Source organism: Desulfurobacterium sp. (assembly GCF_027028515.1).
Lineage (GTDB): Bacteria > Aquificota > Aquificia > Desulfurobacteriales > Desulfurobacteriaceae > Desulfurobacterium_A.
Map to the genome: position 1 here is coordinate 15,200 of NZ_JALVIW010000036.1, position 23,114 is coordinate 38,313.

At 39.7% G+C, this 23,114-nt stretch carries 27 protein-coding genes and 1 pseudogene; 12 read left to right on the plus strand and 16 right to left on the minus strand.

The window, feature by feature from the left end; translation table 11 throughout:
* The first annotated feature begins 235 nt into the window (after positions 1 to 235).
* The 3 genes from MV676_RS03185 to MV676_RS03195 are packed head-to-tail and all read left to right on the plus strand — an operon-like array spanning position 236 to position 3,487.
* The gene (locus tag MV676_RS03185; RefSeq protein WP_297445222.1) at positions 236 to 1,546 is read left to right on the plus strand and encodes a DnaA/Hda family protein; all 1,311 of its coding nucleotides are present in this window, start codon (positions 236 to 238) and stop codon (positions 1,544 to 1,546) included.
* Positions 1,539 to 2,423 carry a ParA family protein gene (locus MV676_RS03190; protein ID WP_297445224.1) on the plus strand — a complete coding sequence of 295 codons (885 nt, stop codon included), beginning with the start codon at positions 1,539 to 1,541 and terminating at the stop codon, positions 2,421 to 2,423. Before MV676_RS03185 ends, MV676_RS03190 begins: the two co-directional genes overlap by 8 nt.
* 2 nt (positions 2,424 to 2,425) lie before the next feature.
* Entirely contained in the window at positions 2,426 to 3,487 is a 1,062-nt protein-coding gene (locus MV676_RS03195; protein WP_297445226.1) for a ParB/RepB/Spo0J family partition protein, read from the plus strand.
* Positions 3,488 to 3,604: 117 nt separating this feature from the next.
* Here the strand turns inward: MV676_RS03195 and MV676_RS03200 are convergent, their stop codons facing one another.
* The 10 genes from MV676_RS03200 to MV676_RS03245 form a co-directional block, all read right to left on the minus strand.
* Entirely contained in the window at positions 3,605 to 3,916 is a 312-nt protein-coding gene (locus tag MV676_RS03200) for a PIN domain-containing protein (protein WP_297445228.1), read from the minus strand.
* Between the two features lie 333 nt (positions 3,917 to 4,249).
* On the minus strand, positions 4,250 to 5,419 hold the full coding sequence (locus MV676_RS03205) for an HNH endonuclease family protein (RefSeq protein ID WP_297445230.1): 1,170 nt from the start codon (positions 5,417 to 5,419) through the stop codon (positions 4,250 to 4,252).
* Positions 5,420 to 5,554: 135 nt separating this feature from the next.
* On the minus strand, positions 5,555 to 5,716 hold the full coding sequence (locus MV676_RS03210; RefSeq protein ID WP_297445232.1) for a hypothetical protein: 162 nt from the start codon (positions 5,714 to 5,716) through the stop codon (positions 5,555 to 5,557).
* 99 nt (positions 5,717 to 5,815) lie between these two features.
* Positions 5,816 to 6,280 (minus strand): hypothetical protein, encoded by a 465-nt coding sequence (locus tag MV676_RS03215; protein WP_297445234.1) that lies wholly within the window; start codon positions 6,278 to 6,280, stop codon positions 5,816 to 5,818.
* 86 nt (positions 6,281 to 6,366) lie between these two features.
* Positions 6,367 to 7,080 (minus strand): hypothetical protein, encoded by a 714-nt coding sequence (locus MV676_RS03220; protein ID WP_297445235.1) that lies wholly within the window; start codon positions 7,078 to 7,080, stop codon positions 6,367 to 6,369.
* A complete protein-coding gene (locus MV676_RS03225) occupies positions 7,055 to 8,140 on the minus strand; it encodes a hypothetical protein (protein ID WP_297445238.1) in 1,086 nt (361 codons plus the stop codon). The genes MV676_RS03220 and MV676_RS03225 overlap by 26 nt, the downstream gene beginning before the upstream one ends.
* Positions 8,141 to 8,896: 756 nt before the next feature.
* Entirely contained in the window at positions 8,897 to 10,600 is a 1,704-nt protein-coding gene (locus tag MV676_RS03230; protein WP_297445240.1) for a DUF262 domain-containing HNH endonuclease family protein, read from the minus strand.
* A 15-nt stretch (positions 10,601 to 10,615) separates the two neighbouring features.
* A complete protein-coding gene (locus MV676_RS03235; RefSeq protein WP_297445243.1) occupies positions 10,616 to 11,140 on the minus strand; it encodes a hypothetical protein in 525 nt (174 codons plus the stop codon).
* A complete protein-coding gene (locus tag MV676_RS03240) occupies positions 11,137 to 12,354 on the minus strand; it encodes a VWA-like domain-containing protein (protein WP_297445245.1) in 1,218 nt (405 codons plus the stop codon). The genes MV676_RS03235 and MV676_RS03240 overlap by 4 nt, the downstream gene beginning before the upstream one ends.
* Positions 12,338 to 13,486 (minus strand): ATP-binding protein, encoded by a 1,149-nt coding sequence (locus MV676_RS03245; RefSeq protein WP_297445248.1) that lies wholly within the window; start codon positions 13,484 to 13,486, stop codon positions 12,338 to 12,340. The genes MV676_RS03240 and MV676_RS03245 overlap by 17 nt, the downstream gene beginning before the upstream one ends.
* A gap of 113 nt (positions 13,487 to 13,599) precedes the next feature.
* On the opposite strand from MV676_RS03245, the gene MV676_RS03250 reads away from it, so the two are divergent.
* Together MV676_RS03250 and MV676_RS03255 are read left to right on the plus strand one after the other, a co-directional pair.
* Positions 13,600 to 14,562: a WYL domain-containing protein gene (locus MV676_RS03250; RefSeq protein ID WP_297445251.1), complete on the plus strand. Its 963-nt coding sequence runs from the start codon at positions 13,600 to 13,602 to the stop codon at positions 14,560 to 14,562.
* Between the two features lie 88 nt (positions 14,563 to 14,650).
* A pseudogene (locus tag MV676_RS03255) lies at positions 14,651 to 14,782 on the plus strand (transposase); the annotation flags it as partial.
* A gap of 121 nt (positions 14,783 to 14,903) precedes the next feature.
* On the opposite strand, the gene MV676_RS03260 reads toward MV676_RS03255, so the two are convergent.
* The 4 genes from MV676_RS03260 to MV676_RS03275 are packed head-to-tail and all read right to left on the minus strand — an operon-like array spanning position 14,904 to position 15,844.
* A complete protein-coding gene (locus MV676_RS03260) occupies positions 14,904 to 15,065 on the minus strand; it encodes a hypothetical protein (RefSeq protein WP_297445254.1) in 162 nt (53 codons plus the stop codon).
* Between the two features lie 2 nt (positions 15,066 to 15,067).
* Positions 15,068 to 15,409 (minus strand): type II toxin-antitoxin system VapC family toxin, encoded by a 342-nt coding sequence (locus tag MV676_RS03265; RefSeq protein WP_297445257.1) that lies wholly within the window; start codon positions 15,407 to 15,409, stop codon positions 15,068 to 15,070.
* Positions 15,410 to 15,453: 44 nt separating this feature from the next.
* Positions 15,454 to 15,585, minus strand: coding sequence for a hypothetical protein (locus tag MV676_RS03270; RefSeq protein ID WP_297445259.1), 132 nt, complete (start codon positions 15,583 to 15,585; stop codon positions 15,454 to 15,456).
* Positions 15,575 to 15,844, minus strand: a complete 270-nt coding sequence (locus MV676_RS03275) for a hypothetical protein (protein WP_297445261.1) — start codon at positions 15,842 to 15,844, stop codon at positions 15,575 to 15,577. The genes MV676_RS03270 and MV676_RS03275 overlap by 11 nt, the downstream gene beginning before the upstream one ends.
* Positions 15,845 to 16,132: 288 nt before the next feature.
* Here MV676_RS03275 and MV676_RS03280 point away from each other — a divergent pair, with 288 nt between their 5' ends.
* Positions 16,133 to 16,405: a hypothetical protein gene (locus tag MV676_RS03280; RefSeq protein ID WP_297445264.1), complete on the plus strand. Its 273-nt coding sequence runs from the start codon at positions 16,133 to 16,135 to the stop codon at positions 16,403 to 16,405.
* Between the two features lie 124 nt (positions 16,406 to 16,529).
* Here the strand turns inward: MV676_RS03280 and MV676_RS03285 are convergent, their stop codons facing one another.
* The gene (locus MV676_RS03285) at positions 16,530 to 16,796 is read right to left on the minus strand and encodes a type II toxin-antitoxin system RelE/ParE family toxin (protein WP_297445267.1); all 267 of its coding nucleotides are present in this window, start codon (positions 16,794 to 16,796) and stop codon (positions 16,530 to 16,532) included.
* Positions 16,780 to 17,013, minus strand: coding sequence for a TraY domain-containing protein (locus MV676_RS03290; RefSeq protein ID WP_297445269.1), 234 nt, complete (start codon positions 17,011 to 17,013; stop codon positions 16,780 to 16,782). The genes MV676_RS03285 and MV676_RS03290 overlap by 17 nt, the downstream gene beginning before the upstream one ends.
* Positions 17,014 to 17,333: 320 nt before the next feature.
* Here MV676_RS03290 and MV676_RS03295 point away from each other — a divergent pair, with 320 nt between their 5' ends.
* The 6 genes from MV676_RS03295 (at position 17,334) to MV676_RS03320 (ending at position 22,772) form a co-directional block, all read left to right on the plus strand.
* The gene (locus tag MV676_RS03295) at positions 17,334 to 17,771 is read left to right on the plus strand and encodes a transposase (RefSeq protein ID WP_297445285.1); all 438 of its coding nucleotides are present in this window, start codon (positions 17,334 to 17,336) and stop codon (positions 17,769 to 17,771) included.
* Positions 17,772 to 17,858: 87 nt separating this feature from the next.
* Positions 17,859 to 18,101 carry an AbrB/MazE/SpoVT family DNA-binding domain-containing protein gene (locus tag MV676_RS03300; RefSeq protein ID WP_297445270.1) on the plus strand — a complete coding sequence of 81 codons (243 nt, stop codon included), beginning with the start codon at positions 17,859 to 17,861 and terminating at the stop codon, positions 18,099 to 18,101.
* Positions 18,070 to 18,474 carry a PIN domain-containing protein gene (locus tag MV676_RS03305; protein WP_297445272.1) on the plus strand — a complete coding sequence of 135 codons (405 nt, stop codon included), beginning with the start codon at positions 18,070 to 18,072 and terminating at the stop codon, positions 18,472 to 18,474. The genes MV676_RS03300 and MV676_RS03305 overlap by 32 nt, the downstream gene beginning before the upstream one ends.
* A 383-nt stretch (positions 18,475 to 18,857) precedes the next feature.
* Complete coding sequence (locus MV676_RS03310; protein ID WP_297445274.1) at positions 18,858 to 19,058, plus strand: HEPN domain-containing protein; 201 nt, start codon at positions 18,858 to 18,860, stop codon at positions 19,056 to 19,058.
* Positions 19,059 to 19,107: 49 nt separating this feature from the next.
* Complete coding sequence (locus MV676_RS03315; protein ID WP_297445276.1) at positions 19,108 to 19,404, plus strand: hypothetical protein; 297 nt, start codon at positions 19,108 to 19,110, stop codon at positions 19,402 to 19,404.
* Positions 19,405 to 20,444: 1,040 nt separating this feature from the next.
* Complete coding sequence (locus tag MV676_RS03320) at positions 20,445 to 22,772, plus strand: DEAD/DEAH box helicase (RefSeq protein ID WP_297445278.1); 2,328 nt, start codon at positions 20,445 to 20,447, stop codon at positions 22,770 to 22,772.
* The last annotated feature ends 342 nt before the right edge of the window (positions 22,773 to 23,114 follow it).

Below are 23,114 nucleotides of genomic sequence, written 5' to 3' on the forward strand. Positions count from 1 at the left end.
AGTTTGCTGTTATTACTTTATTTAAAAATAAGAACAATAGCTTAAATAAAAACTAAACATGCTATTTGCAGACCCTTGAACATTAACCACTTGTTTAATCTGTTAGGTGTTAACTTCAGTGTGAGTAAAGTGTTTCCTTTTTATTTTTTAGTCCAAGTTGACATTTCTGGTAAATACTGGTTTGCTGTTACTATACAACAGAGTAAACATATAAGGTAACATAATAGGGGTATTCATGGGTAAGGTAGAATTTACAACGTTGGCGGACATACTTAAGGATACAAAATATCCTAGAATTTTCCTAGCAGTGACGGTTCATAAAGAAAAGGATAAATGGATTTTGAGAGGTCCTGGTTTTGTCAAGGACTTTGTTATGGAAGAAGCTGGTAAAATTCGAAAAAAACTTGGCGATTTTATTTTTGAAACAGTTTCTCATACTGTGCTAGAGGAAGAGGGGAAAGAAAAAGCTTCCCCCGTAGAAGTTCCCAAGACGGGCTCTTTTATAGGGATGATACCTTCTCACAAGATGTCATTGGGTAATTTTATTGTATCATCTAATAATGAAAAGGCATGGAACTTTGCAAATGAGCTCCTCAGCAGTGGTTCTGGTTCTCTGCTGGTGTTTGGTCCATCAGGAGTAGGAAAAACGCACATGATACATGCCCTATCCTGGAGAGCTTTTTCGGAAGGAAAAACTGTGGCTCTTTTTACCACTGGTGAGTTGATAGACCTTATAACTCAAGCTTTCAAGAAGAAGGAAGTTGCCTATCTAAAACAGACCCTCGTCAAGGCAGATATACTGGCGATTGACGACTTTCAGATTCTCAACGCTAAAAACTTCAGCTCCTTTCATGGGGTGGTGTTTGAAATATTAGATCTGTTTGATGTTAACAGCAAGAAGGTGATAGTAACCTCTGATGTGAAGCCTGAGATGCTCAGGCATATTCCTGAAAGGGTCAGGCAGCGTCTTTCAACCTTTGGGGTTGCCTATATATCTCCTCCAACAAAGGATTTCGTAAGAAAGTTTGTTCTCACAAGGCTGGAAAGGGAAGGAAAAACGATAACCGAAGAAGCACTAAGTTTGCTGACCGAGACCGAATTTCACTCTGTTAGGAACCTGGACAGAATAATCACTTACATTGTCCTAGTTTCGCACGGCGAAGAACCCATTGGCAAGTCAGTAGTAGTCGATGCGATAACGTCGGTGATGGGAGCCGGGGCTCTGAGAAGCGAAAAGAGTGCTGATAATATATGGGTCAATGTCTTGAAGAGGCTTTTTAGTCCGTTCGAGGTGGATGCCATCCTTACGGGAAAGCTTTCCACCCTTACCCCTGACGCGAGAAGAGTTTTTAGAAATGCAAGGGCAGCTTTTTGTGTCCTTGCCAAGGAGAAGGGTTATCACGTTACAGATATAGCCTCTGTTCTCGGTATTTCAAGAAAGGCCGTTTACGATGCTGTGGACAAACACGAAAAGAAGCTTCAGGACCCGGACTACGCCATGGTCTTTGACATGGTGAGAACTTTGCTGGGGGGAAATAATGAATAAACCGGCGGTGCTCTGTATTGGTAACATGAAAGGGGGCGTTGGGAAAACGACTCTGTCTCTCCTTATCACGAGGTACCTAGCTCTGAAGGGGTGTTCTGTGCTTCTGATAGATGCTGATCCGCAGGGGAGTGCTTCTATGCACTGTGCTGACGACGAGCTTTTTGATGAAAAGGGCATTCCGAGGGTTGGTCTGCATGTGATAATAGACCATATAATGCGCTCGGAAGAGGGGGATTTTCCAGAAAATCTGACGGAGCACGTTTGGCAGGTTACACCGGTGTTGGAAGAGGGCTTTTGGATAATTCCAAATGCTATTACCGCAAGTTACTACGACCCTCTTCTATTCTCTCAGAATCTACACACTGTTTTGATCAGGAAGATTATCGAACAGATTTCCGAGGATATGTCTTTTGATGTGGTGGTTATAGACTCTCCGCCTTATGTTAACGCTTTCAGTGCTTCAGGACTGGTAGCTTCTCACAGCCTGCTGATTCCGGCTGAAGCTGCTCCCATAAGCGTTACGAGTGTTGAGGTTATGCTAAAAGTGGTGGGAAGATACAAAAAGTACGGACTTGTGCCTGAAGATATGCTTGGTGAAATAAGAGTTGTTCCTACAAAGGTTAGACGGACACGCACCAGCTTGGTTTCTGTTGAGTACTTGGTGGAAAGCTTTGGTGCTCTGCTTACCAGTTCTTACCTGCCTTTTTCAGAGAAAATTAACAGGTTCTATACTGGAGCAATAACGGTGGAAAGACTGCTGTCGGAAGAAAGTGAGTTTTCAAAGAAACTCGAATCTCTCTTAAAAGAGATTGAAGAGCACCTTATTGTTCCTTTTATGTCTGAAAGGTCAAAAAGGAAAGTATTGGGAGGTAAGTAATAATGGACTGGAAAGAGAGATTAAAACCCAAAAAACCGGTGAAGTTACCGGAAGACCTTCTCAGGGACAGGGATAAAGTCAAGCCCGATTTGAGTGCCTTTCAAGATGATGACCCCTCGGAAGTGGATCCCCGTTCTTTAGATGGACTTCATCGGGTTATCCCGGTGGAAGATATAGTTGTAAAGGAGCAGGTTAGAAAAGACATAGATCCCGAGGGACTAAAGGAGCTTGCTGAAAATATCAGCAAGTACGGTCTCATAAATCCCATTACCGTCAGAAGACTCCCCGACGGTAAATATGAAGTGGTGGCAGGACACAGACGCTTCTTCGCAGTGAGGGATGTACTCGGCAGAAAGGCAATAGAGTGCAGGGTGCTTAACGTAAAAAGCGAGGTGGAAAAAACCGCGGTACAGATAAGTGAGAATGTACACAGGAAAGACCTTCATCCGGCGGAACTTGCAGATGCGGTTGGGAAAGTAGCAGCGGAATTTTTGTTGACCCGGGTCAACAAACAGAAACTTCAAGAAAATCAACAGGTTGTGAAAAACGATCAGGATGAAAAGACGGATAAGTTGAGAAAGTTGTCCCTGTATGTTTGGGGGAACGTTAACAGACTGACTGACGAAGAAAAAGCTTCCGTGGCAAAGGTTATGGAAAGGTGTGGAGTAACTCAATATCAGCTTGCAATATCGCTTTTTATCTATTCTCTGCCTGAAGACGTGAAGAGAGAGCTGTCGAAACTTAATGTAAGTCTTAAGCACTTTGCTGTGATGCTAAAGAGACAGCTTTCTTCTGAAGAAGTGCTTTACTTTGCTCGGCTTGTCCATGAAAAGGAACTCTCCTCTTCTGAGCTGAACTCTCTCCTTGCTGTCAGGGAGGCAGGAAAAAAGAAGACCAAGACTGTTCCGAAAGGTGTCGAGCGTGTTTACTCTAAGGCAAAAAGCTTTAGAGAGTATGTGCTTAAAAGCAGGTATGTACGCGAAGTTCCTGAAGTCAGAGAGAAGCTCAGGGCTGAGTTAACCGAGCTACTCAGGGCCCTTGATGAGATGGAGGAGAGACGGTAGTAGTAGAAAGACGAAAAAAAAGAGAAGTTATCGTTCAAGCAAGCGGTTTGATTATTCGGTCTGCCCGAATATTATCTTCTATGAAGTAGAGTTTGCACCTTATGAAAAAAACATTCACTAAAATGGAAATTTAGCGTCTGGAAATTTCTTTTCTATTTCCCTGTCAAAGGTGATGAGCCTAGTGTTTTTATGAAGCGCTTTAGCTACTAAAAGAGCATCTGTCCAGTCAAGAGATGTTTCGTTCCAGATAGAAAAAGCCTTATCAAGAACAGATTTTGGTGTTTCCGTCAAAACTCCTTTCACGTGCAAGAAAATATGAAGTTTTTGAAATATCTGCTGTCTTGGAACTTTATAAAACTTCTCAAGCACCCAGATACACTCTGAAAGAACAAGATCAATCAAGAACACTTCTATTTTTCCGCTTTCCACTGAAAGAAAGATCTGTTCAGCACGCTTATACTGTTCGGGTACATCTTTAAATTTTGTTTTTTCCTTCCCATGATGGTCCCCTCCTACATGATTATAGTGAATTTTATACCTAGTCTAAAAATTGGCGACTACCTCAAAGAGATAGCGCGCTATTGCGCTGAGGATGTACTTACTCTTGCAAGAATTTACAGTAGATTTCTTGAAGCAAAAGGAGAAAAACCCTTGGTTCTCCCTCTGAGCTATGAGGAGTGTGAAATTGAGATAAAAAGAGAGAGTAAATAACGCTTATTATAGGAAGAGGAAAGGGCAAGACCCCCCCCAGGTGAGGGTGTGTCAGCTCAAGAAACTCCGAACAAACTCAGCGATGGCTTTTGTTCTTTCAATAACGTCCCTTTTGGTAAAGCTACCTTTTCTTTCAATCTCGGAAGCCAATCTCCTTGTAATCTCTAAAAGCCTGTTTTCCCTGTTGTAGTAACTAATTTTAGCAAGAAGAGTTTTGTTTTCTACCTGAGAACTTATGCTCCTTGAAAGAAGAGTAAGGTTACCTAATTTGTCCTTATGCTTCAGGTAATCTTCTTCATTGTCAAAATCATATACCTTCACGTCAAAGTTAGGCTCTTTTGGCAGTATATGTTCTACAGTTATACGAATATTTTTCAGTTCCATCAGCTCTTCAAAAGTATAGGACCTCTTTCTTAGGTATTCAGAGTATTTTATGAGCAGATAAGGCACCGCCTTATTCCCGTATAAGTTTTCCTGCAACTTAATGGCAAGTTCCGAATCAGGCATCCATTTATTCCTGTATTCTATCAGCCACCTGGCAACCTCTTCATTTGATAGCTCCTGTGTATTTAATACATGAGCGAAACGAGAAATCTCTGCCCGAGGATTGATGCCCTTTATCTTGTAAACCCTCACATCTATGTCACGCACAAGTTCAAAAAAGGTTTTGCCGCTTGCTACTTCCACTGGTGCGAGTTTGCCAAGCATATTTCTCTTTTCAAGTGCAATAACAAGTGGATACAGTGTTTCTGACAGACCAAGAACGGCAATGATTTCATAGTACATCCCAAATTTTCCGTATTCCTTAAGCACATTTCTCAAGCTTTCAAATACGCTCTTTAAGTCTTGAACGTATGAGCTGATGAAGCTAACCAGCTCTTTTACATTTCTTTTTAAGCTCTCAATCTTATTCTTTATGTATTCAAATATCCTTTCAGGCGTTGCATCGTAATTCTCAGGCGAGAAGAGTACAAAGTGGTATCTGAGTATGCTGTCTTCTGTAAATTCTGCTCCATTTATAAGCTCAATGCGAAGTTTCTCCCCCATAGTTTTTATCTCATCATAGGCCTCAAATATTCTGCTAAAACACTCGTTTATCTCGCTACTTAAAGCCGCACCACAGTATTTGTTAGAAACATAAAACAAGTAGCTTTTTATCTTTTCGAGCACATAAAGGGGTTTACCTCTGTCGTTTATAGTCTGGAAAATCTTCATGGCCATGCTTTCGTCATCTTATATAAACTTCAGGACAAATGCGCTCTCAACGCTCTTCAGTAGTTCAACTGGGTCAACATCGGTTCAGGCTCCTCACCCTGAACGAGCTTAAAGAAAAACTCACGGTCCCTTTCCTGAAGCTCAATGCAACACCTTCCCTCCTGAAATATATAAAATCCCTTGTAAAAACGCTGATCCTCGGGAGAAAGCCTGTTTTCTACCCCAAGAGAAGCTTCTATGATAATCAGGCACAATATAAAACTTTTCTACAAAAACACCCCGAACCGTTATTATCCCTGCCATAAAAGCCCTCCTTCTCGCTATTCCTTTCTCAGCAAGTAATAAACGACAGTTTCAACAGCTACCCTAATGTCAAAGTTTACAAGCGTTATCAAAGTAATCTTACTGGTGAACCTCTACATACAACTTGCCATCGCTTGTATAGTAAGCGGAGTAAGAGATATTACTTGAAGCCTTTCTTCCATCTTTAGATTCAATTGTTAAAACTGCTTTGCATTCCGAATATTTAGCAGTGTCATCTTTGGTGAGGGTGATAAACCCCTCCAGTTTCAAAGACGTCTCATTCAACTCCTTTTCAGCACAGTCAATATACCTGCGAATCCTCTCTTTTTCACTTTCATCTTTAGCGGTCTTGAGATATTCAAGCAAAACATTTTTATCGGTAGTGTGTAAAACCACGTCTCCTGCACACATCTGAAGAACGTAAGGCCACATGATCTTCTCTTTAACTATCTGTTTAACCAAATCCTTAACACTCCCATCATCACAGCTTGGTGCACCGCTTTTACCACAACCGCACAGAAGAAAAGGCAAAATAAACACCAAAACTACCAACTTCCTGAACATCTTGCACCTCCTGCGTTTTTGCAGCATTTTACAGGAAGCCGCAGGATGGAAAACTCAAAAACGACAAGGGTGTGTCTTTTTAAGTGCTATAAACATCTAAGAGCCCGCAAAAACCTACGGCGCTGGGCAGGAGTGCATTTAGCTTCGTCAAGAGCATAAAGTATTTCTTCTCTAAATATGGGCTCTCCCTTGTATTCACAGGCTTTAGCTATGAGAAAGATCAAAGTTAATGGGTTATGACCACAACTAACAGCAGCTTCTAAGAGAAATTCAACAAGAAAACTATTTGTTATGGTTCCAAGCCTTTTTATTATTTCCTTTACCTCAGATAAAGACAGTTTTCCAAAAGCTTCTACAATTTCTCTATCTTCACACATCTCCAAGATGCTCTTTATTATATCTGCATCGTCAGCGTGTTTTAGTAACTTCTCCAAGGGAAACTTCTTTAACAAATACTCTACTTGATCTATAATCACACAAGGAGAATAAGCAATTACTTTTGCGATCTCTCTATAATTGACAGATAATTCCTCGAGATCTTTTTCTGAAATGCGTCGGTTAGTCATCAAAACAGAAAGTAGATATGCCTCTTTGCCTAAAGGAACTTCTCTCTTAATTTTCTCCAGCTTTTCTTTTGTATAGTGAGATGGATTTTGGTTTAAGCACCTTTGCCACAACCTCGCAGCCCATTTCAGTTTGGTCTTTTCGGGTATTCCTTCTAAACGCAATACCTCTTCAACATCTTTAGGTTTTACCTTGGCAGTTGTTACAAGCTCAAATAATCGCTTCAGCGTCAACATAGACTCCCTCCTTTCTGAGTCTGTCCACTTCCCAACTAAATAGAAATCCTGGATATTCCATAGCAAGCTTTTTCAAGGCGTCTTCTGCACTGTCAGCTTCCAGTGCCCTTCTAAGAACCTCTAAAGTGACTTTAGAACCCAACAACCCTCTCATTGCAAGGAGTATTCTTCTTAATACACTTTTCTCAGCAATAGATTTGGATCTTTTGTAATGCTTAAAATACATAAACATATCTTTAAGGTGTTTTTTAAGTAAAACCAGCAGCCTTTTAGTACTCCCTCCTGCTTCAAGGTAGCTTTTAAGCAAGAGCTTGCAATCCTGTGGTTTCGTAAACCTGTTATATGTATAAAGGCTTGAAATTACACCGCCAATAATATCTAAACACCCTGTCGAAGCTATGAAATCAAATAGTTCAGGCGGTGCGTAGCCAAAGGTAGTCACAAACATTCCCCCTATTGCAGACTTCATATCACAGTCGTAAGAGATTTTTCTAAAAGTTTCCCTTACCTTTTGGGCTATTTCAGGAACAGAAATCATACCCAGAAAAACCTCAACTTTTTTGTTATGGCTATGAGGACGCTCCAGTAAAAAATCCTTTAGTCCTTCTATCAATGGCATACGGGTAAATGCTTCTTTATAAATTGCCTTCATTTTACTCTCGACCATTTCGTAAAGCTCAGCGCACTCTAATATATCTAAAGCAAGCTTAAGACCTTTTAAAACCTGTGTGTAGGAAACGGATTCATCCGTTGTTAATTTCTCCAATTCGTCAATCGCTTTTTCTGAATCAAAAACTATTCTGGCTAACCAATAAGAAGCACAAAGAGCTACTTTAGCATTATTAAGATCCGTTCCCGCAAATTCGTTTTTAATTATAGTGTAAAAAGTAGACCTTAAAACTTCACCTTCCTCATAGGCAAGGAGTGCCCACTTAAAGAGGGCTTCTCTTAAAGAGGCTTCATTTTCTCCATCGCAATTGCTTTCCAGGTATAATTCTCTATTAGCTGCTCTAATCCCAGCTCTAATATCATTTTCTATAGTAGCAAAATCAAGCTTCATCAGCAGTTACCCCCCACTTTTAGTTTTTAGTTAGAACCTTTTTTCAATCCTTTAGCACTTTTTAGGTGTAACAGTGGCTTGTCTTAATAAAAGCTGAACGTAACTTATTAAGGTAATGAATAATTAGAAACTTAAAAGCGACAAAGAATGGTCTTTTTAGAAAATTAGATAATCGCTTCAGCATCAAAGTAAATACCATCCTATCTGAGTTTGTCTAACTCCCAGCCGAATAGGAATCACGGATACTCCAAGGCGGCCTTTTTAAAGCTTCTCCTAAATTATCAACATCCATCATCGCTATAAGAATAACCTTCTTATAGCAAGAAGCGTTCTTCTTAATACGCTCAGCCCCCAGGAAAGCCTCTTGTTTTATCCTTTCAACTCTTCCGAATGGCACATACAGCATCTTCCTGCAACCTACAGCACCTTTAACCTGTCTGGTACTCTCTCTAAGCTCGGAACTTTTTCAATGTTTTGGAAAGTTGGGTTAGCTGTGTATTCCAGATCAAACTCATTAGTGATTCCAAGAGGAAAATATCCAATAGTTACAGTCCAAAGTATCCACTTTGAGGTAAAGATCAGCGTGCCAAAACCAGGGTGTCAGGTAAAGTAAGATCCTTCACTGAAACAGATAGAAGTTTTAACTGAAATATGCATTTCAAACACGTATATATAAATCCAAAAACACAGCCTTTATTGTTTATTAAGGCAAGGGCCGTCACTCTTGAAGCAGCGGCCCTCACCTTGTAACGCTTCCTAAACCAACAGGCCTTTTATAAAAGATGCTATATCCTTAGTTCTACTAATCACATCTTGTTTATCAAAAGAACGCTGAGCCTTTATTTTTGTAGCTAACTGCTTTGTAATCTCTAAAAGCTGATCCTCTCTATCATAATAATCAGTTTTGTCTAAAGGAGCTTTGTTCTTCACTTGGGAATTGATAGCTTTTGAAAGTAAAGTGAGATTTCCCAACCGATCTTTATATTTTATGTAATCTCTCTCATCTGCAAATCCATAAGCTTTTACGTCAAAGTTAGGATCACGGGGCAAGATATGCTCAATGGTTAGATTCAACGAAACAAGTCTTTTCAAATCTGATAAAGAATATGCCTGACCACGAAGATGTTCAGAATATTTTATCAAAAGATATGGCACAGCTTCATTACCATAAATGTTCCTCTCAAGATGATGTTCAAACTCTCCTTCTGGCATCCACTGATTTATATAGCTTATTAACCACTTTGCTATATACTCTTCAGAAACTTCACCAGTGTTAATATCACAAGAAAAGCGGGAAATATCTGCTCTTGGATTTGTTCCTCTTGTTTTGTAAACTTTAATATCTACATCTCTTAGGATCTCAAGAAAAGTTTTGCTTTGATAACCATTAATAGAAATTCCTTTGTCTAAGAGATTCCTCTTATCAAGTGCAATAAGCAAAGGATAAAGAGTAGCGGAAAGACCTAAACACACAAAAGTTTCATAATAAAGCTTCTCTTTCTCAACTCTCCTAATGATATTTCGCAAGCTTAAAAAGCAAGAGTGCAGATTAGAAACATATGATATAATAAAATCATCTAATTTTTCAAAATCACTTTGTTGCTTCATTTCCTCAATTTTCCTCTTAAGATATGCAAAAATTGCCTCAGGAGTGGCATCATAATTTTCTTTAGAAATTAAAACAAAGTGATAGCGAAGAATACTATCTTCTGTAAAATTAATTTTCTTTATTAGATCTACACCTAACTCTTTCCCTTTCTCCTTTATTTCATCATAATATTCAAATATTTCACCAAACAAGTCATTTATCTTATTGCAATGTTTGCAATCAAAGTAGCGATAGGAGATATACATAAGGTAGCTCTTTATCTTCTCTAAATATGATAAAGGTTTTCCCCTATCATTGATAGTCTGAAAGATTCTTATAGCCAAGCCCTCTTCTTCCTCTAAAAACCGCAAAATTTGGGTTTCTCCTATTACTTTGAGAAACTGCTTAAGCTCAACATCAAGAAGATCTAACAAACGTTTAAATTCAGCCTGAGCATCTATTAGTAAACGCTGACTAATATTTAAAGGTTCCGGTGATTCTCCTTCAAGAAGTTTAAAGAAAAATTCTTTATCCTTACTCTGTGGCTGTAGACGATAACGACCATCTTCACAAATATAAAGACGCCAATAGAAGTTCCTATCATCTTCCGGAAGCCTTTCTATAACTTCTTTTAGCAGGAGCATAAGAGTAGTCAAGCGCTGTTGCCCGTCAACTACGTAATATTCATTTCTCCTAGACGTTTGTGAAAAAACTACTGTGCCCAAGAAATGTGTAATCTCGTCTTTAGTTGCTTCTACTAAATCTTGAAATAAATCCCGAACTTGCTGCTTACCCCACGCATAAGATCTCTGGTAATCTGGAATCATATAAAATTTCCCATTAAGAACGTCTCTTACACTTACCAAGGACATCCTGCCCTCCTTTTTTTAATATTTTTCTCTACCAAATCGTTTTTTATTCCATTCCTGTTGTCCAAACTTCTTTGAAAGCTCTTTTAAAATATACCACATTTCATCTTCACTTTTCAAAGTTATCTCTGCTGTGAGCTTCACCTTGAATTTTGAGAACTCGTTTTTTTCATTGAGGTCAACAATGAGAAGTTCCTCTTTCATTTTGTGATTTGGTGGCAGGTATAGTTTGTAATAGTCGTACATCTCCTCATACATGCCATGCTCTATAAAGGGCGAGTTGTCCCATTTAGACGGAGGAGTTATTTCAGCCAAAACATCCATGTCCCGTGGATCATAGCCCGTGTAAGTTGTTATCTCCATTGAAACAGGCTTTCCAGAGTCAAAGTAGATCACGGTTTCCACATCCCAGCACATTTCAGCAAACCACCTCGGAAACTTCAAAATGGTGATACTCATCTTTCCATATTCGCTTTCACACCAGTAGATTCCGCCGTGCCTTCCGCCAATTGTCTTTTTTATTCTTTCCAGCAACTCCCTCATATCCACACCACCTTCCCGTAGGGTGGTTTCATATTGTATGTCCACTCATTAAGCTGAACCGCCCAGAGTATTTTGGGCGGATGCCTTTCTGGAAAGTGGCAGCAAAGATCGGTGAAGTATATTAGCAGCTTATACTTTGAGGAATGCTGGAAGTAGTACTCAAAGACAGGCTGATAGTTTGTACCACCACCTCCTCTAAATTTTGCCCTGCGCAGTCTATTTTTCACCTCATCAAAGCTTAATCCCTGTAATTTCAGAACATCTGATATTTCCACATCGCAGAAAACAACATCCATGTCCAGTCTGTGGGCATATTTGTAGAGGGTGCTCATGAAAACACTTAGCTCCGTGTCTGATATGGAACCGCTTGTGTCTATGGCTACAAGCACCTTCTCTCTTTTTGATGCGCAAGAGGGCAAAAGCACTGGATACCCTAAGGCAAGCGCTCTCTTGTTGGGAATAAGAAAGGTGAGCTGCTCGCCCTTCAAGCTTGAGAACGTTTTTAAATACTCGTTTAAGGCTTTCTCAAAGTTGATGCCACCTGCTCGGCACATTTCCCACTCGCGCTGGAATTCCCCCTTCAAAAAGCCGTAAAACTTGGGTCCAAGTTCAAATCTCCTCACACTTTGGTCTTTCCCAAAAAGGCCATTAGGATTTCTGGGTAGCTCTACAAAAAAGAAGGAAAAACCCATATCATCGATGGTCTTCACTTTTGCCTTTATGATTTTCACTCCATTAATCTCGGTTTCGGTAAACTCTATCTTTTTCTTAAGAAGCCACCGGTATATCGCTTCAGATGGAGCACCATGTGGATAGTCCGGTATCACGGAAAGATTCACGTTACCACGTAAATGGATACTTATATCCACACCAAGAGTCTGGTTTTCTCTCACTTCATCATAAGCATTCTTAAGAAACCTCGTTACTGCATCATCGGCTGCAAGGTTCCAAACCCACCAGTGGAATTTGTCTGGAGGAACAATTTTCCTGCCCCTTTCCACATGTTCCAGCAAGATATGCATCAGCTCATGGTTGAGGATGTGGGTGATTTTGTGAAGAGGCTCTATTCTGGGAGACGAAAGCCATACCCTCTCTCCGTCAGTTCTCCCATAGTCTTTTTTCTCTACAAATTTTATGTCTACGTGATGGGTAAGAGAGGTTCCAATGGTTGTAACTGATACAAGCCTTATAACCTCTTTAGGAGACAGCGCCATTCAAGATCCTCCTCTTTAAGCCTTTGTAAGTGTTTTTGAGTATTTGCTCCTGTCTTTTGCTATCTTCAGCCTCTCCCATAAGGGCCACTGCTGCCCTCATGAGCTTTCCACACAGACTGTTCTTAAATCTGTTAAAGCTCTTCATATCTTCGCCGTATAGTCTGGCAAGATTTTCAACAAAGAGCCTTCTTAGCTTTTGAACATTGCCTTTATTAGGAATGCACATCTTACAAAACAGAACAGCTATGTCGGCATCAAGCTTGTTTACCCACTCAACCGCCTCCTTGGTAAATCTGGTAAAGTTCCCAGAGAGTATCTCCGGCCCCACCCTTCTCGACAGTATATAGCAGGCACTGACCACCTCAGCTGCTTTCATGCCTTTAGGGTCCTTTTTCACTATCTCCTCAGGCTCCTTGGAAAGCATTTCCCAATAGTCTATGAGCTTGGAGCCGTATTTAGGTCCCACAACGCCTGGAGCAACCGTTACATCGCCGGTTATCTCTATAAGCCTTGACAGCTTCTCCCATGTCCTCGGGCAGGGATACATGGAGGTTACAGGAGGATCAGGGGTGAAGAGAGCCTCAGGCTCTGCCACTATGAAGGCGATGAGCCTTTTGTCTATTCTTCCTGTCTCAAGTGCCCATTCAATGAAGGTCTCTACCTCGGGCTCGTAGTGTATCATTATGTCAAATCTGGTGGATACGGGAGATTGAAGCTCGCAGGCGCTTGCCGTTTCTATGTTGAAGTTACCTGCAACTATGAGCTTTGGGCTGTAGGACAGCTCAAAATCATGTATAATCCTGTTTGATAGGAATCTGTAAAAGTACTTTTGTATGGAACTGTCCACAAGGTGGAAGTCGTCAAAAAGCACTACATCAGGTCGCTCCTTTTCTATTCGGGCAAACCAAAAAGGCTTGGTAAATGTGGTTACCTCTGTGTCCACCCTTGGAAAGCCAATAGCAGATTCCCCCTGTTCGTATAGCCTTACCTCATAGAGGTTCAAGCCGCATTCTTTACACACTCTGTAAACTATCTCGCTCTTTCCTATACCTGGTGCTCCTGAAATTAGGATATTATCACAATAAGGAAGCACATTTTTTAACGTTTCATATAAATTTTTTGTTCTAAACATCCGCTACCCTCCCTTTACCTCTACCCTTTAGACTACCCTAAAACCTTCAAACATAAAATTTTAAAGCGACATGGTATTGACGCTCTAACCTATCAAAGGTAAGCTTTAATAGAATGAGCAAGGGCAAGAGAATAGAAAGGCTCTTTGGGATTCTCAAGATGCTTATGGATAAGAAAGAGGTCACCCTGTATCAGCTCACCCAGGCCTTTGATGTCTCAAAGAGAACTATCCAAAGGGATATTGTGACGCTCAGGAAAGCTGGTTTTCCCATCGCAAGAAAAAGTCCCAAAAGTGGGGTCTATCGTTTGGATAAGGATATCAAATATCAGGTGGAAATGTTTACAGAAAAGGAGATACTCATCCTTATGGCCATAAGGGATGCTCTCTTTTCCATGGGAAAGGGACTGTCCAAAACGGCTAAAGAGATAATATCTCGGTTGTTGGAATATGAAGACAATATTGTTAGGGTGCATCTGGATCATCCCAAGCTGCTGGATGAGGAAGATGAGGAGAAGCTTTCTGAAATTGTGAATGCCATAAGGGAAAGAAGGATTGTGTCGTTTAAGTACAGGGTGTTTTCGGAATACTCTGTTAGGGTAAAGCCTTACAGGTTGGGATTTTACAGAGGGCTTTGGTACCTGCTTGCGGAAGACAAAGGGAAAATAAAGGCCTTTGCTGTTGATAAAATGGAAGATGTAGGGATGGAGGATGAGGAGTTTGATGAGATTCCGGAAGAGGTGATACAGCTTGAGTCTTTCAGTCCCTTCTTTTCGCCCCATTTGGGAAGGGCAAAGGTGAAGATCCTTGCCGCACCAGAAGCGGCGGAGTTCTTAAAGAGGAAGCCCATTGCGCTAAGTCAAAAACTTTTGGAGGAAAGACCGGACGGTTCATGTGTGTTTGAGGTTGAGGGATTTACCTTTGCAGAGATCATAAATACCGTGGTGAAACCATGGATCCCCTATGTGTTTGTGCTGGAGCCGAAGGAGTTAGTAGAGAGTATTGTAAGCGATGTTGAAGGGTGGATTGAAAAGGCTAAAGATGCAAAAAACACCATCTTCCGCAAGCTCACACCATAAGCCAAGCTCAACCCCTCGTTGAGGTGGTCCTCCTAGTTTTTAGATCAGCTATATAATTCACAAACCACATAGCAAGGAGGGGATCACCATAGGAAGGAGAAAGAAGTACAGCGCTGAGTTCAAGGCTAAGGTAGCTCTTGAAGCTATAAGGGAGGAAAAGACCATCAACGAGATAGCCTCACACTATGGCATACATCCCCAAATGGTGAGAGCTTGGAAGAGGGGGCATTCTACCATAATTCTGAAGTACGAGGTATAAAGTAAAGAGCCATTCTAACAGGCATGGATCTGTCGTCGGTGGACTGAAACTCCACGTTGTATTTTTCTTCAGTTTCAGTATTTTAAACGATAAGTTCTACTTTCCTTTCAACCACCTTCTGAAGCTTCACATCTAGAGGCTTGAGAAACTCTTTGGAAAGCTTTTTTCCTGTTAAAAGCTCCATGAAGACAACAGGAATATCCTTAAGGAGACTTCTTATGGTTTTGTCGTAGGAGCTTGCCATGGTCATTTTCCGCTACATCCCTGCAAGGCATCAATTCTCTTAATCCATCCTACACCATCAAAATCTTTGTCTGATGAAAGAATGTATTTCATATTACGCCTTCGCATAACAAGCACTGTTATGGTGTCATTACCAAAGAGTCCGTATTCCTTTGTTATATCAAGGCTCTGAAACAAAAGCCTGCTGTCCACTGGGATGATTTCTATGTTAAGGCTGTGAAAGAATGCCACAACTTTTTCCAGATCTTCCATCAATTCTTTCACTATTTCCGGTCTTTTTTTGAGCTTCTTAAAGGTATTGCCCTCCAGGGTCTTATCCCGGCTCCTTGCTCTGATAAGCGTCATTTTAAAGAGGACTTCATCACAAACCCTTGTTGTGGTGATTAGCTTTATTTTTTAACTTCTCTACTTCCAGCTCTTATGATCTCAGAAGTCATTTCGCTGCACAGGTCTTCCATGTAGTAGATGAAGGCGTTGGAGTCTACAAAAACCGATTTTCCATACAATTGGCTAATCTTCATAGCTTAAGTCCTTAGCCTCAGCAATTTCTACAACTGTTTCTGTATCGTCTTTGAAAATCCCTTTGAATTTGCAGACTGTAAGAGCCCTTTCTCTGTGTTCTCTGTAAAGCTCAAAGGCTCTTTCCTGTATTTTCTTGTAAGTAAGCCTCTCTCCTTTTCTTTGAAGATCCTCAATAGCTCCTTTGATCCATGGCAGAAGATGGCGGGGCACCGGGTGTTTCCTCTTTCCCACTCTGTTGTGAGCCTTGGAAACACCCATACCCATCATTTCTTTGACATGAGCAATGTAACAGGTTTTAAAAGCTGAAGGCTTGCATATCTCTCATCTCCAAATCTCTCCATGCCTTAGTCTCTATACGAGAAAATATGACTCGTGAGGAATCTTAATCAATCTTTTTTTATATTAGTCTACACTAAAAGTCTCATATTATTTTAGACTATAATTTGCTTTTTCATCCTGTAATAAGCTCCATGAAGGCAACGAGAATATCCTGTGAACTACTCCAATTTCTGACAAGAGCCATCCCAGAAGACTACAAGGGTCAAAGTGGTAGAAGTGTTCAGCACGCCCGAGTCTGCTTATAAGATTTATAAGATTATTTATCTTGTGCTTGCTGAAATGAACGAGAGATGCAAAAAAGCGAGGCTTATAGGTTTTGCACAATTAAAGCAGGAGGAAGGTCTTGTGTTTAATGGCAGACGGTTAATGAAATACTATGTCCCATTTTATCCTACCAGATTCATCCGTTACTACAGCAAAAGTATATCTCTTATGGGAATCAAAGGCTATATACTCCATGTTCGCCATCCCATAATTTAGGGAGGGCACACGCTTTCATAGTATCACTTTTCTTGGCAAGCGCCTATACCTCACGGGCCATCCTTTTTACAGGAATTTTAGGACATGACCCTTCTTGGCGTAAAAGAGTTAATTTTTCTTCGTGCTATTTTCTATAAACGTTTTTTCTGTGTCCAACCCTAAGCACGAGTATTCTCTCCTTCTCAACCTCTATGTTGCATATTACTCTATAGTCTCCTACTCTATACCGCCAAAACTCTCCCAAATAACCTTTTAAAGCCTTTCCCTTTTGACAGGGATTTTCGCTCTCAGAAAGCTTTTTTAAAAACTCTAATATACGTTCAGTTTGTTTTCTATCTATTCGCTTAAGATCCTTAACAGCTGTTCTTGTAAGCTCAATCCGCCAGGCCAAGTTCTCTCTCCACTTCCTCTAAAGTTAAAACTTCCTCTTCTCCTTTCCTCACCCGTTCAAGAACAGCTGCGGAAAGGTAGTAATCCTCAAGCTCGTCAAGGTGTTTTTCAAGAAGTTCAAGGATGTAGTAAGTCTTGGTTCTTCCCGTAAATTTTGACAATCTCTCCAGCCTTTCATGTATCTCGTCTGGAAGCCTCACAGAAATTCCTTTCCACATCTCGCACCTCCTGTGTTTCATTGTAATACTTGTGTTACAACAAATCAACTGAAGGTGTTCTAAAAATATAGGGTTGACGTCAGGGGAGCCATAGTTAAACCCCCTGACATGAGGAAAAGCAAACTAAACCTAAAAACCATTTACACTGTAACCAAAACCATCATAAAAGAAAAGCCTCAAAATCTTAGAGGTCGTCCAAGAGTTTACTCTGAAGCTTTCATTGTTCTTTTTTTTACCAGACCAGAGGTTTGGAGATTAGAAAAGTAAAATCTAATGTTAGAGTGGTTGCTGTGACAGCAGTAACCTAATCAGGAAAAAAGATTGTTCTTTCTGCAGAAACAAAAGAAGCTTATGCCAGAGGGGTAAGGCATCTTTTAGAAGCGTTGAAAGAGACTTACTTTATCGCTGACAAATGCTACGACAGTATTGAGATTATGGAAAAACTGAGAAAACTTAAAATTACATCCGCTATAAGGGTAAAGGGGACCTTTAGGAAAGAGGTAAAGCATCCGTTAAGGAAGAAATCTAAGGTTTTCTGGGAAGAATATGGGAAACAGAGATACTTAATTGAAAGCTTGTTTGGAACGATAAAGCTTAAGTTAGGATCTCATTTCAAGGTGAAGGACAAAGAAATAGCACAGAAAATGGGTTTGGGGGTGTTTGTGCTGTATAACATGTATCTGTGGGTGGCTTTATTTATGTTTCTTGTACTGGTTAAACTGGCACGAGTCACCACGATTTTTAGAGATTATCTATGATTTTTCGAATAGCCTCAATTTTACCGTTGACTTCCTTACTTTAATTTCTTACTTTATATAGCATGTAATGCAATGGGAGAATGTAATATGTTTACGGCAAAGATTACTTCTAAGGGACAAATTACAATACCCGCGGGCTTAAGAAAAAGGCTCGGAAGTGACCTTGTGGAAGTGGATATGGTGGGCAACGAGATAATAATAAGACCTATTAGAAAGCCTGGCGGAGCTTTAGAAAAGTATGCTATAAAGGATAAAAGCATAGAAGAAGTAATGAAAATGGAAGAAGAGGCAGCAAAAAATGGATTTTTCAAAAAATGTAACGATTATTGATACTAATGTTGTGCTGAGGTATCTCCTCAGGGATCACGAAGAGTTCTATAGAGAAGCAGAAGCTTTATTTGACAAAGCCTTTTCCGGTAAAAAGAAGGTCCTTCTGCTTGATACCGTTATAGCTGAAGTGGTTTATGTGCTCTCCGGGCTCTATAAGGTAAAAAGGCAAGAGATAGCCCATGTGCTTAAAGAGCTTCTTAAAGCAAAAGGAATAAATGCCGTTGATAAAGACGTTCTCTTTGATGCTTTGAAGATATTTGCAGAGAAGAATCTTGACTTTGTAGACTGTCTCATATGTGCCTATGGTAGCAGATATCAAGTTATGTCCTTTGACAAAAAAGTTAGAAAGTGTGTAGATGAAATTCAAAGGTGAGAAAGATAATTGGCTACTTTGACGTCGTGGCTATGATTGAAAGGGTTAGATAATGGTAGAAGAAAAAATAACCAGATTTCTTATAAAGAGTATTATTACAGAAACGGTAAAAGAGCATGCTTTTTTCTCTTGAGAATATTATTCTATTTGGATCACGAGCAAGAGGAGATTTTGATGAAGACAGTGATTGGGATGTTTTGATAATAATAAAATGAGGATATTTCAAGAAATGAAAAATTAACATTATTCTCTAAAATATCGAAAAAATTAGCTCGGCATTTTATATCCTGTGATCTTCTCATAAGAAGCAGAAAAGAAGTCGAGAAATTCAAAAGTTACTTTTACTCTGTCACTAAGATAGCTCTTGAAGAAGGAATTGTGCTATGAATGAAGAAACAAAAGAGTGGATAATAAAAGCAAACGAAGATTATATTACAGCTAAATACCTAATTTCCCTGCCCGAAGATGAAATAATTACCAGTGCCGTATGTTTCCATTCACAGCAGTTTGTTGAGAAAATTTTTAAAGCTTTTGGTATTGTACAAAATCAAATTTTGGAGGACGCACAATCTTTCCTTACTTAAAGAGCTTTGTTCCAAGGAAGATCCTTCTATTGGAGAATTAGAAGAAGAGATGATTACCCAAGCCTTCTCCGAAATCGCTAGGATGCTCAAGCCCAAGGGTGTAACGGTTATCGTCTTCGCGCACAAAACCACCGGGGCTTGGGAGAGCATTATAAAAACCCCTCTTTCCGGTGAGCCGGTTTCCGTGCAGGAGTTGCTGGATTTCATGTGCAAGAACATAAGCAAGTATGCGCTTAGGCGTATTATGCAAAACCCAGATCTCGGTGGACTGGACCTGGCTACGAGGTTTTACCTTCTTTTTGCTGGGCTTACGGGGGCCACCTCAAAAAAAATAGTTGGTAGTTAGGAGATATGCTTCTTTCTTTAAAAAATAAAAGCTAAATGTGGTATTATAAAAAAAATTGCAATCCTGCCCTTGACGCTTTTTGTCTGCTGTTTGTGTAGAAGTGGTTTCTCTTTACAGGCTGGCAATATATATTTGACAATAATTGTTTCAATTTTTGCCCCTCCCAGTGTGGGTTTTTTATATAAGAAAGAAAAGCCTAACAGAAAGGAGAAAAGTCAGGCTTGAATGCATGTGAACCAACACTATTTAGTAGCTTTCGGTCAGGATAAATTACTTTGGATTTCAAGGAACAAACACGTTTTTGAGAGTTTTGAATAGAAAAATTTATTCTTACCCTGAATGGGTATCTACGAACCTGAATAAGCCATAGCATTCTTTGGCTTGAGCTGATTTAACTTCTCCCTAACAACTTCTTAGTTTTTGCAAGCCAATTTTAATATCTTTCAAAGAAATTCTCTCATTTGTTTTTTTGGCGTGTACTGCAAAGAGAAATAGGATCCAGGGCTTTGCAAAGATGTGTATCTCTTAATCTCAAAAAACATGGAATCCATCAGATCCAAGGAATTTAGCCCTGTAGGTATTGAAATACAAATTAGTAGACTGATCCTTGCTTGACAAGGATAATCTCATATATTGTTTATCAAAGAGTTACCAGGAGTAAAATAGGTGCAAGCTGAAAGTTCTTGAAAAATATTTTCCGAGTCTTGCTATCAAGACATGTGATGAACAAGACATATATGTAGAGGTTTTGAGATATGGTCAGACGGGTAGATGATGATTCTATGAAGAAACAAACCAATACTGAGGTTCAGGAAAGGCACGGAAGGAAACAGAGGAGAAAGAGCCATACTAATAATAACAGGGAAAGTTTTCTTGAACTGTGCTTGAGGGTGTGACTAATTTAAGAGGTGAAAAGAAAGGTTAAAGTGGTGAAAGTACTGCTCAATGCGCTTCAGTCTCTTTATAAAATCTTTTATTCTGCGCCTGCTGAGATGAACAAGATATTTGGGATTTTATTCTATTAAAACAGGGGAAAGGACTTGTACGCGATAATAGACGCAGTTAATGAGGTGTGGTCTACTCCAATAGGTGGTGACTTTAAATCTTTTATTTTAATTATAAGTATTTTGTTCTTTATGGTCGTTTGCTTTGTTGTGCCCATTCTTATCAAGTACAAGCATCATCCTCTTTTAAAAGAGCTGAAGCTGGTAGAGAGAACACTGTTAAAAATTATGAGATTTATAAACGAAGTGGAAAAAATGCACAAAGATTCTGCTGTTAAACTAAATGAGATGCTTCAGAGCTATACAAGGGAAGTCAAAGAGCGACGTTTACGGGAGATTCCAGTAGAAAAACTCAAGGACTTTGGGGTTAAAAGGGTTCCATGGGCAAATTTGAAAGCATATGGGGTTGATGATTTGAAGACGTTGAAAGATATGAAACCGAATGAGCTTTTACTTATTCCTGGGGTGGGAAAGGCTACCGTTAAGAAGTTAAAAATGGCTACTAAAGAGCTGGTCAAGCGGATAGAAAAGGAACCAATTCCTCTGCCTTCTCCTAATCTCATTGGTTCGACGGAGATGAAGATCGCAGAAGCAGCTCTTATTCTGCTACATACTAGAAGATTCTATAATCGGATCAGCTCTGAGGTGATACCTAAATATAGATTACTTTTGGAAAAATTTAAAGAATTGAGGGCTCAGGTGACTTTTTCTAGCTGGCTGAATAATCGTGAGCCTTTCGTGAATTGGGAAAAAGAAAAGCCGAAGTATATGGCTATTCTTAGAGAAGCTGACTCTTTACTTTCTGCTGAACTACTAAACGAAAGGGAGCGCCTTGTTAGTCTCATGAAGAATGGCCTATCCAAAGAAACTGTATTAGAAAATTTTCGAAAAAGAAATGCTGAATGTATTTCTTTAATAGAGCGCTATCTTTTTGAAATCTACAAAGAAGATGTTCAAAAGGTTTGCGATACTACTACTGGGAAATTACCAGCAGACATAATAGAGAAGGTACGAAAAGTTTGCCTCAACTTGAGGAAGTTAAAAGTTGTTCTTCGAAGCTATCAAGAGTTTGGGGTCAAGTACATACTGAGTCAGAAAAGAGTTATACTTGGGGACGAAATGGGGTTAGGGAAGACGATAGAAGCTCTTGGAGCTGTTTGCCATCTTAGCGAGGAAAAAAGAGGTCCGATACGCACCCTTGTAGTATGCCCTGCCAGCTTGGTCTTCAACTGGGCCTTTGAAGTTGAAGATAAAACAGATTTGCCTAAGTTTCTGATTTATGGCTCGCTAAAGGAAAGAGAAGAGGCTTTTCGAAACTGGAAAGAAACTGGAGGGGTAGGCATTACCTCCTATAACACTCTTAGTTCTTTTCCTTTGCTAAAGACAGACGCTGCTCCTAGTTTTTTAATTGTAGATGAGGCTCATTATGTTAAAAACCCACAGGCTAAAAGAAGTGTGTGGATTAAAGAGATAGCGTCTAAGGCAGATTATGTATGTCTTATGACAGGAACTCCCTTAGAAAATTACCCCCACGAATTTGTTAATTTAGTAAGAATAGTCAATCCACAGTTGGCTGATAAATTATCACTGAGCAAGGTCAGTGTCGTGTCCCCTGAAATCTTTAAAGAGAGGGTTGCTTCTGTGTACATACGCAGAAATCAAAAAGATGTTTTAAGGGAATTGCCACAGAAGGTTGAAGCTCTGACATGGCTGAAAATGGGAAATAAGGATGAGTTGGAATATCGCAAGGCGGTTCTTGATAGGAATTTTCATCGCATGAGACTTGTTTCTATTGTCGGAGCAGACGGTAATTCATCTAAAATAGCACGGCTTAAAGAGTTAATAGATGAATATCGCTTAGAAGGAAAGAAAGTTGTGGTATTTAGTTATTACTTGAAGGTACTTGAAATCATTCAAGATGTAATTGATATAATAGGTATTCTTAAAGGAGATGTTGCAGCTGCTAAGCGAGCCGAAATTGTAGAAAAGTTCCAAAAATTTAAAGGGCATGCTGTTCTTGCTAGCCAAATTAATGTTGGCGGCCATGGGTTGAATTTACACGCTGCTTCAGTTGTTGTATTAATGGAACCCCAGTTGAAACCTACTCTCGAGGATCAAGCAATTGCTCGTGTTTATAGGATGGGTCAAACCAATGTTGTTGTGGTGCATAAGTTGATAACTCAGGACAGTGTGGAAGAAAGAATCGTAAAAATTCTCCACAAAAAGAAAGAATTGTTTGATGAATATGCTCGAGAGAGTGTAGTTGCCAGTCTTGCCCGTGGGAAAAATGAGGATAAGACGCTTATTAAGATGGTTTTAGATGCTGAATACAGCCGCATTGTAGAAGAAAAGGAAAGCGCATGAAAATCACCTTGTTTGGCTTTATACTAAAGTGGTTTTGTCTATTTGGAAAGTGTCTTTAAATCTTGACCGCTAAATATCTTCAGTTCCAAGCTCTTTCAAAAATCTCCTATACAACCTTTCAATAAACTGTTTTTGTACGGTTATTATTTGAAGAACTATGTATCTCAACAACTTCTCTTGTATTTTTAACGAAAAAGCTTTCATCGAAGCTATTTAAAGAGCTTGGAAAAATATTGTGTAAGATTAAGTAGATATGGAAATGAAGACAAAAAGCAACTATCCTTTTTTTGAAAAGTGGTTTGAGGAAATGGTAAAGACTGTCCAGGAAACTGTAAAGAGGAA

What these genes read in the sequence shown, in the direction of transcription:
- MV676_RS03185 (WP_297445222.1), top strand. Translation starts at nt 236, where the DNA reads ATGGGTAAGGTAGAATTTACAACGTTGGCGGACATACTTAAGGATACA.
- MV676_RS03190 (WP_297445224.1), top strand. Translation starts at nt 1,539, where the DNA reads ATGAATAAACCGGCGGTGCTCTGTATTGGTAACATGAAAGGGGGCGTT.
- MV676_RS03195 (WP_297445226.1), top strand. Translation starts at nt 2,426, where the DNA reads ATGGACTGGAAAGAGAGATTAAAACCCAAAAAACCGGTGAAGTTACCG.
- MV676_RS03205 (WP_297445230.1), bottom strand. Translation starts at nt 5,419, where the DNA reads ATGGCCATGAAGATTTTCCAGACTATAAACGACAGAGGTAAACCCCTT.
- MV676_RS03210 (WP_297445232.1), bottom strand. Translation starts at nt 5,716, where the DNA reads ATGGCAGGGATAATAACGGTTCGGGGTGTTTTTGTAGAAAAGTTTTAT.
- MV676_RS03215 (WP_297445234.1), bottom strand. Translation starts at nt 6,280, where the DNA reads ATGTTCAGGAAGTTGGTAGTTTTGGTGTTTATTTTGCCTTTTCTTCTG.
- MV676_RS03220 (WP_297445235.1), bottom strand. Translation starts at nt 7,080, where the DNA reads ATGTTGACGCTGAAGCGATTATTTGAGCTTGTAACAACTGCCAAGGTA.
- MV676_RS03225 (WP_297445238.1), bottom strand. Translation starts at nt 8,140, where the DNA reads ATGAAGCTTGATTTTGCTACTATAGAAAATGATATTAGAGCTGGGATT.
- MV676_RS03230 (WP_297445240.1), bottom strand. Translation starts at nt 10,600, where the DNA reads ATGTCCTTGGTAAGTGTAAGAGACGTTCTTAATGGGAAATTTTATATG.
- MV676_RS03235 (WP_297445243.1), bottom strand. Translation starts at nt 11,140, where the DNA reads ATGAGGGAGTTGCTGGAAAGAATAAAAAAGACAATTGGCGGAAGGCAC.
- MV676_RS03240 (WP_297445245.1), bottom strand. Translation starts at nt 12,354, where the DNA reads ATGGCGCTGTCTCCTAAAGAGGTTATAAGGCTTGTATCAGTTACAACC.
- MV676_RS03245 (WP_297445248.1), bottom strand. Translation starts at nt 13,486, where the DNA reads ATGTTTAGAACAAAAAATTTATATGAAACGTTAAAAAATGTGCTTCCT.
- MV676_RS03250 (WP_297445251.1), top strand. Translation starts at nt 13,600, where the DNA reads ATGAGCAAGGGCAAGAGAATAGAAAGGCTCTTTGGGATTCTCAAGATG.
- MV676_RS03260 (WP_297445254.1), bottom strand. Translation starts at nt 15,065, where the DNA reads ATGGCAAGCTCCTACGACAAAACCATAAGAAGTCTCCTTAAGGATATT.
- MV676_RS03265 (WP_297445257.1), bottom strand. Translation starts at nt 15,409, where the DNA reads ATGACGCTTATCAGAGCAAGGAGCCGGGATAAGACCCTGGAGGGCAAT.
- MV676_RS03270 (WP_297445259.1), bottom strand. Translation starts at nt 15,585, where the DNA reads ATGAAGATTAGCCAATTGTATGGAAAATCGGTTTTTGTAGACTCCAAC.
- MV676_RS03275 (WP_297445261.1), bottom strand. Translation starts at nt 15,844, where the DNA reads ATGGGTGTTTCCAAGGCTCACAACAGAGTGGGAAAGAGGAAACACCCG.
- MV676_RS03290 (WP_297445269.1), bottom strand. Translation starts at nt 17,013, where the DNA reads ATGTGGAAAGGAATTTCTGTGAGGCTTCCAGACGAGATACATGAAAGG.
- MV676_RS03300 (WP_297445270.1), top strand. Translation starts at nt 17,859, where the DNA reads ATGTTTACGGCAAAGATTACTTCTAAGGGACAAATTACAATACCCGCG.
- MV676_RS03305 (WP_297445272.1), top strand. Translation starts at nt 18,070, where the DNA reads ATGGATTTTTCAAAAAATGTAACGATTATTGATACTAATGTTGTGCTG.
- MV676_RS03310 (WP_297445274.1), top strand. Translation starts at nt 18,858, where the DNA reads ATGAATGAAGAAACAAAAGAGTGGATAATAAAAGCAAACGAAGATTAT.
- MV676_RS03315 (WP_297445276.1), top strand. Translation starts at nt 19,108, where the DNA reads ATGATTACCCAAGCCTTCTCCGAAATCGCTAGGATGCTCAAGCCCAAG.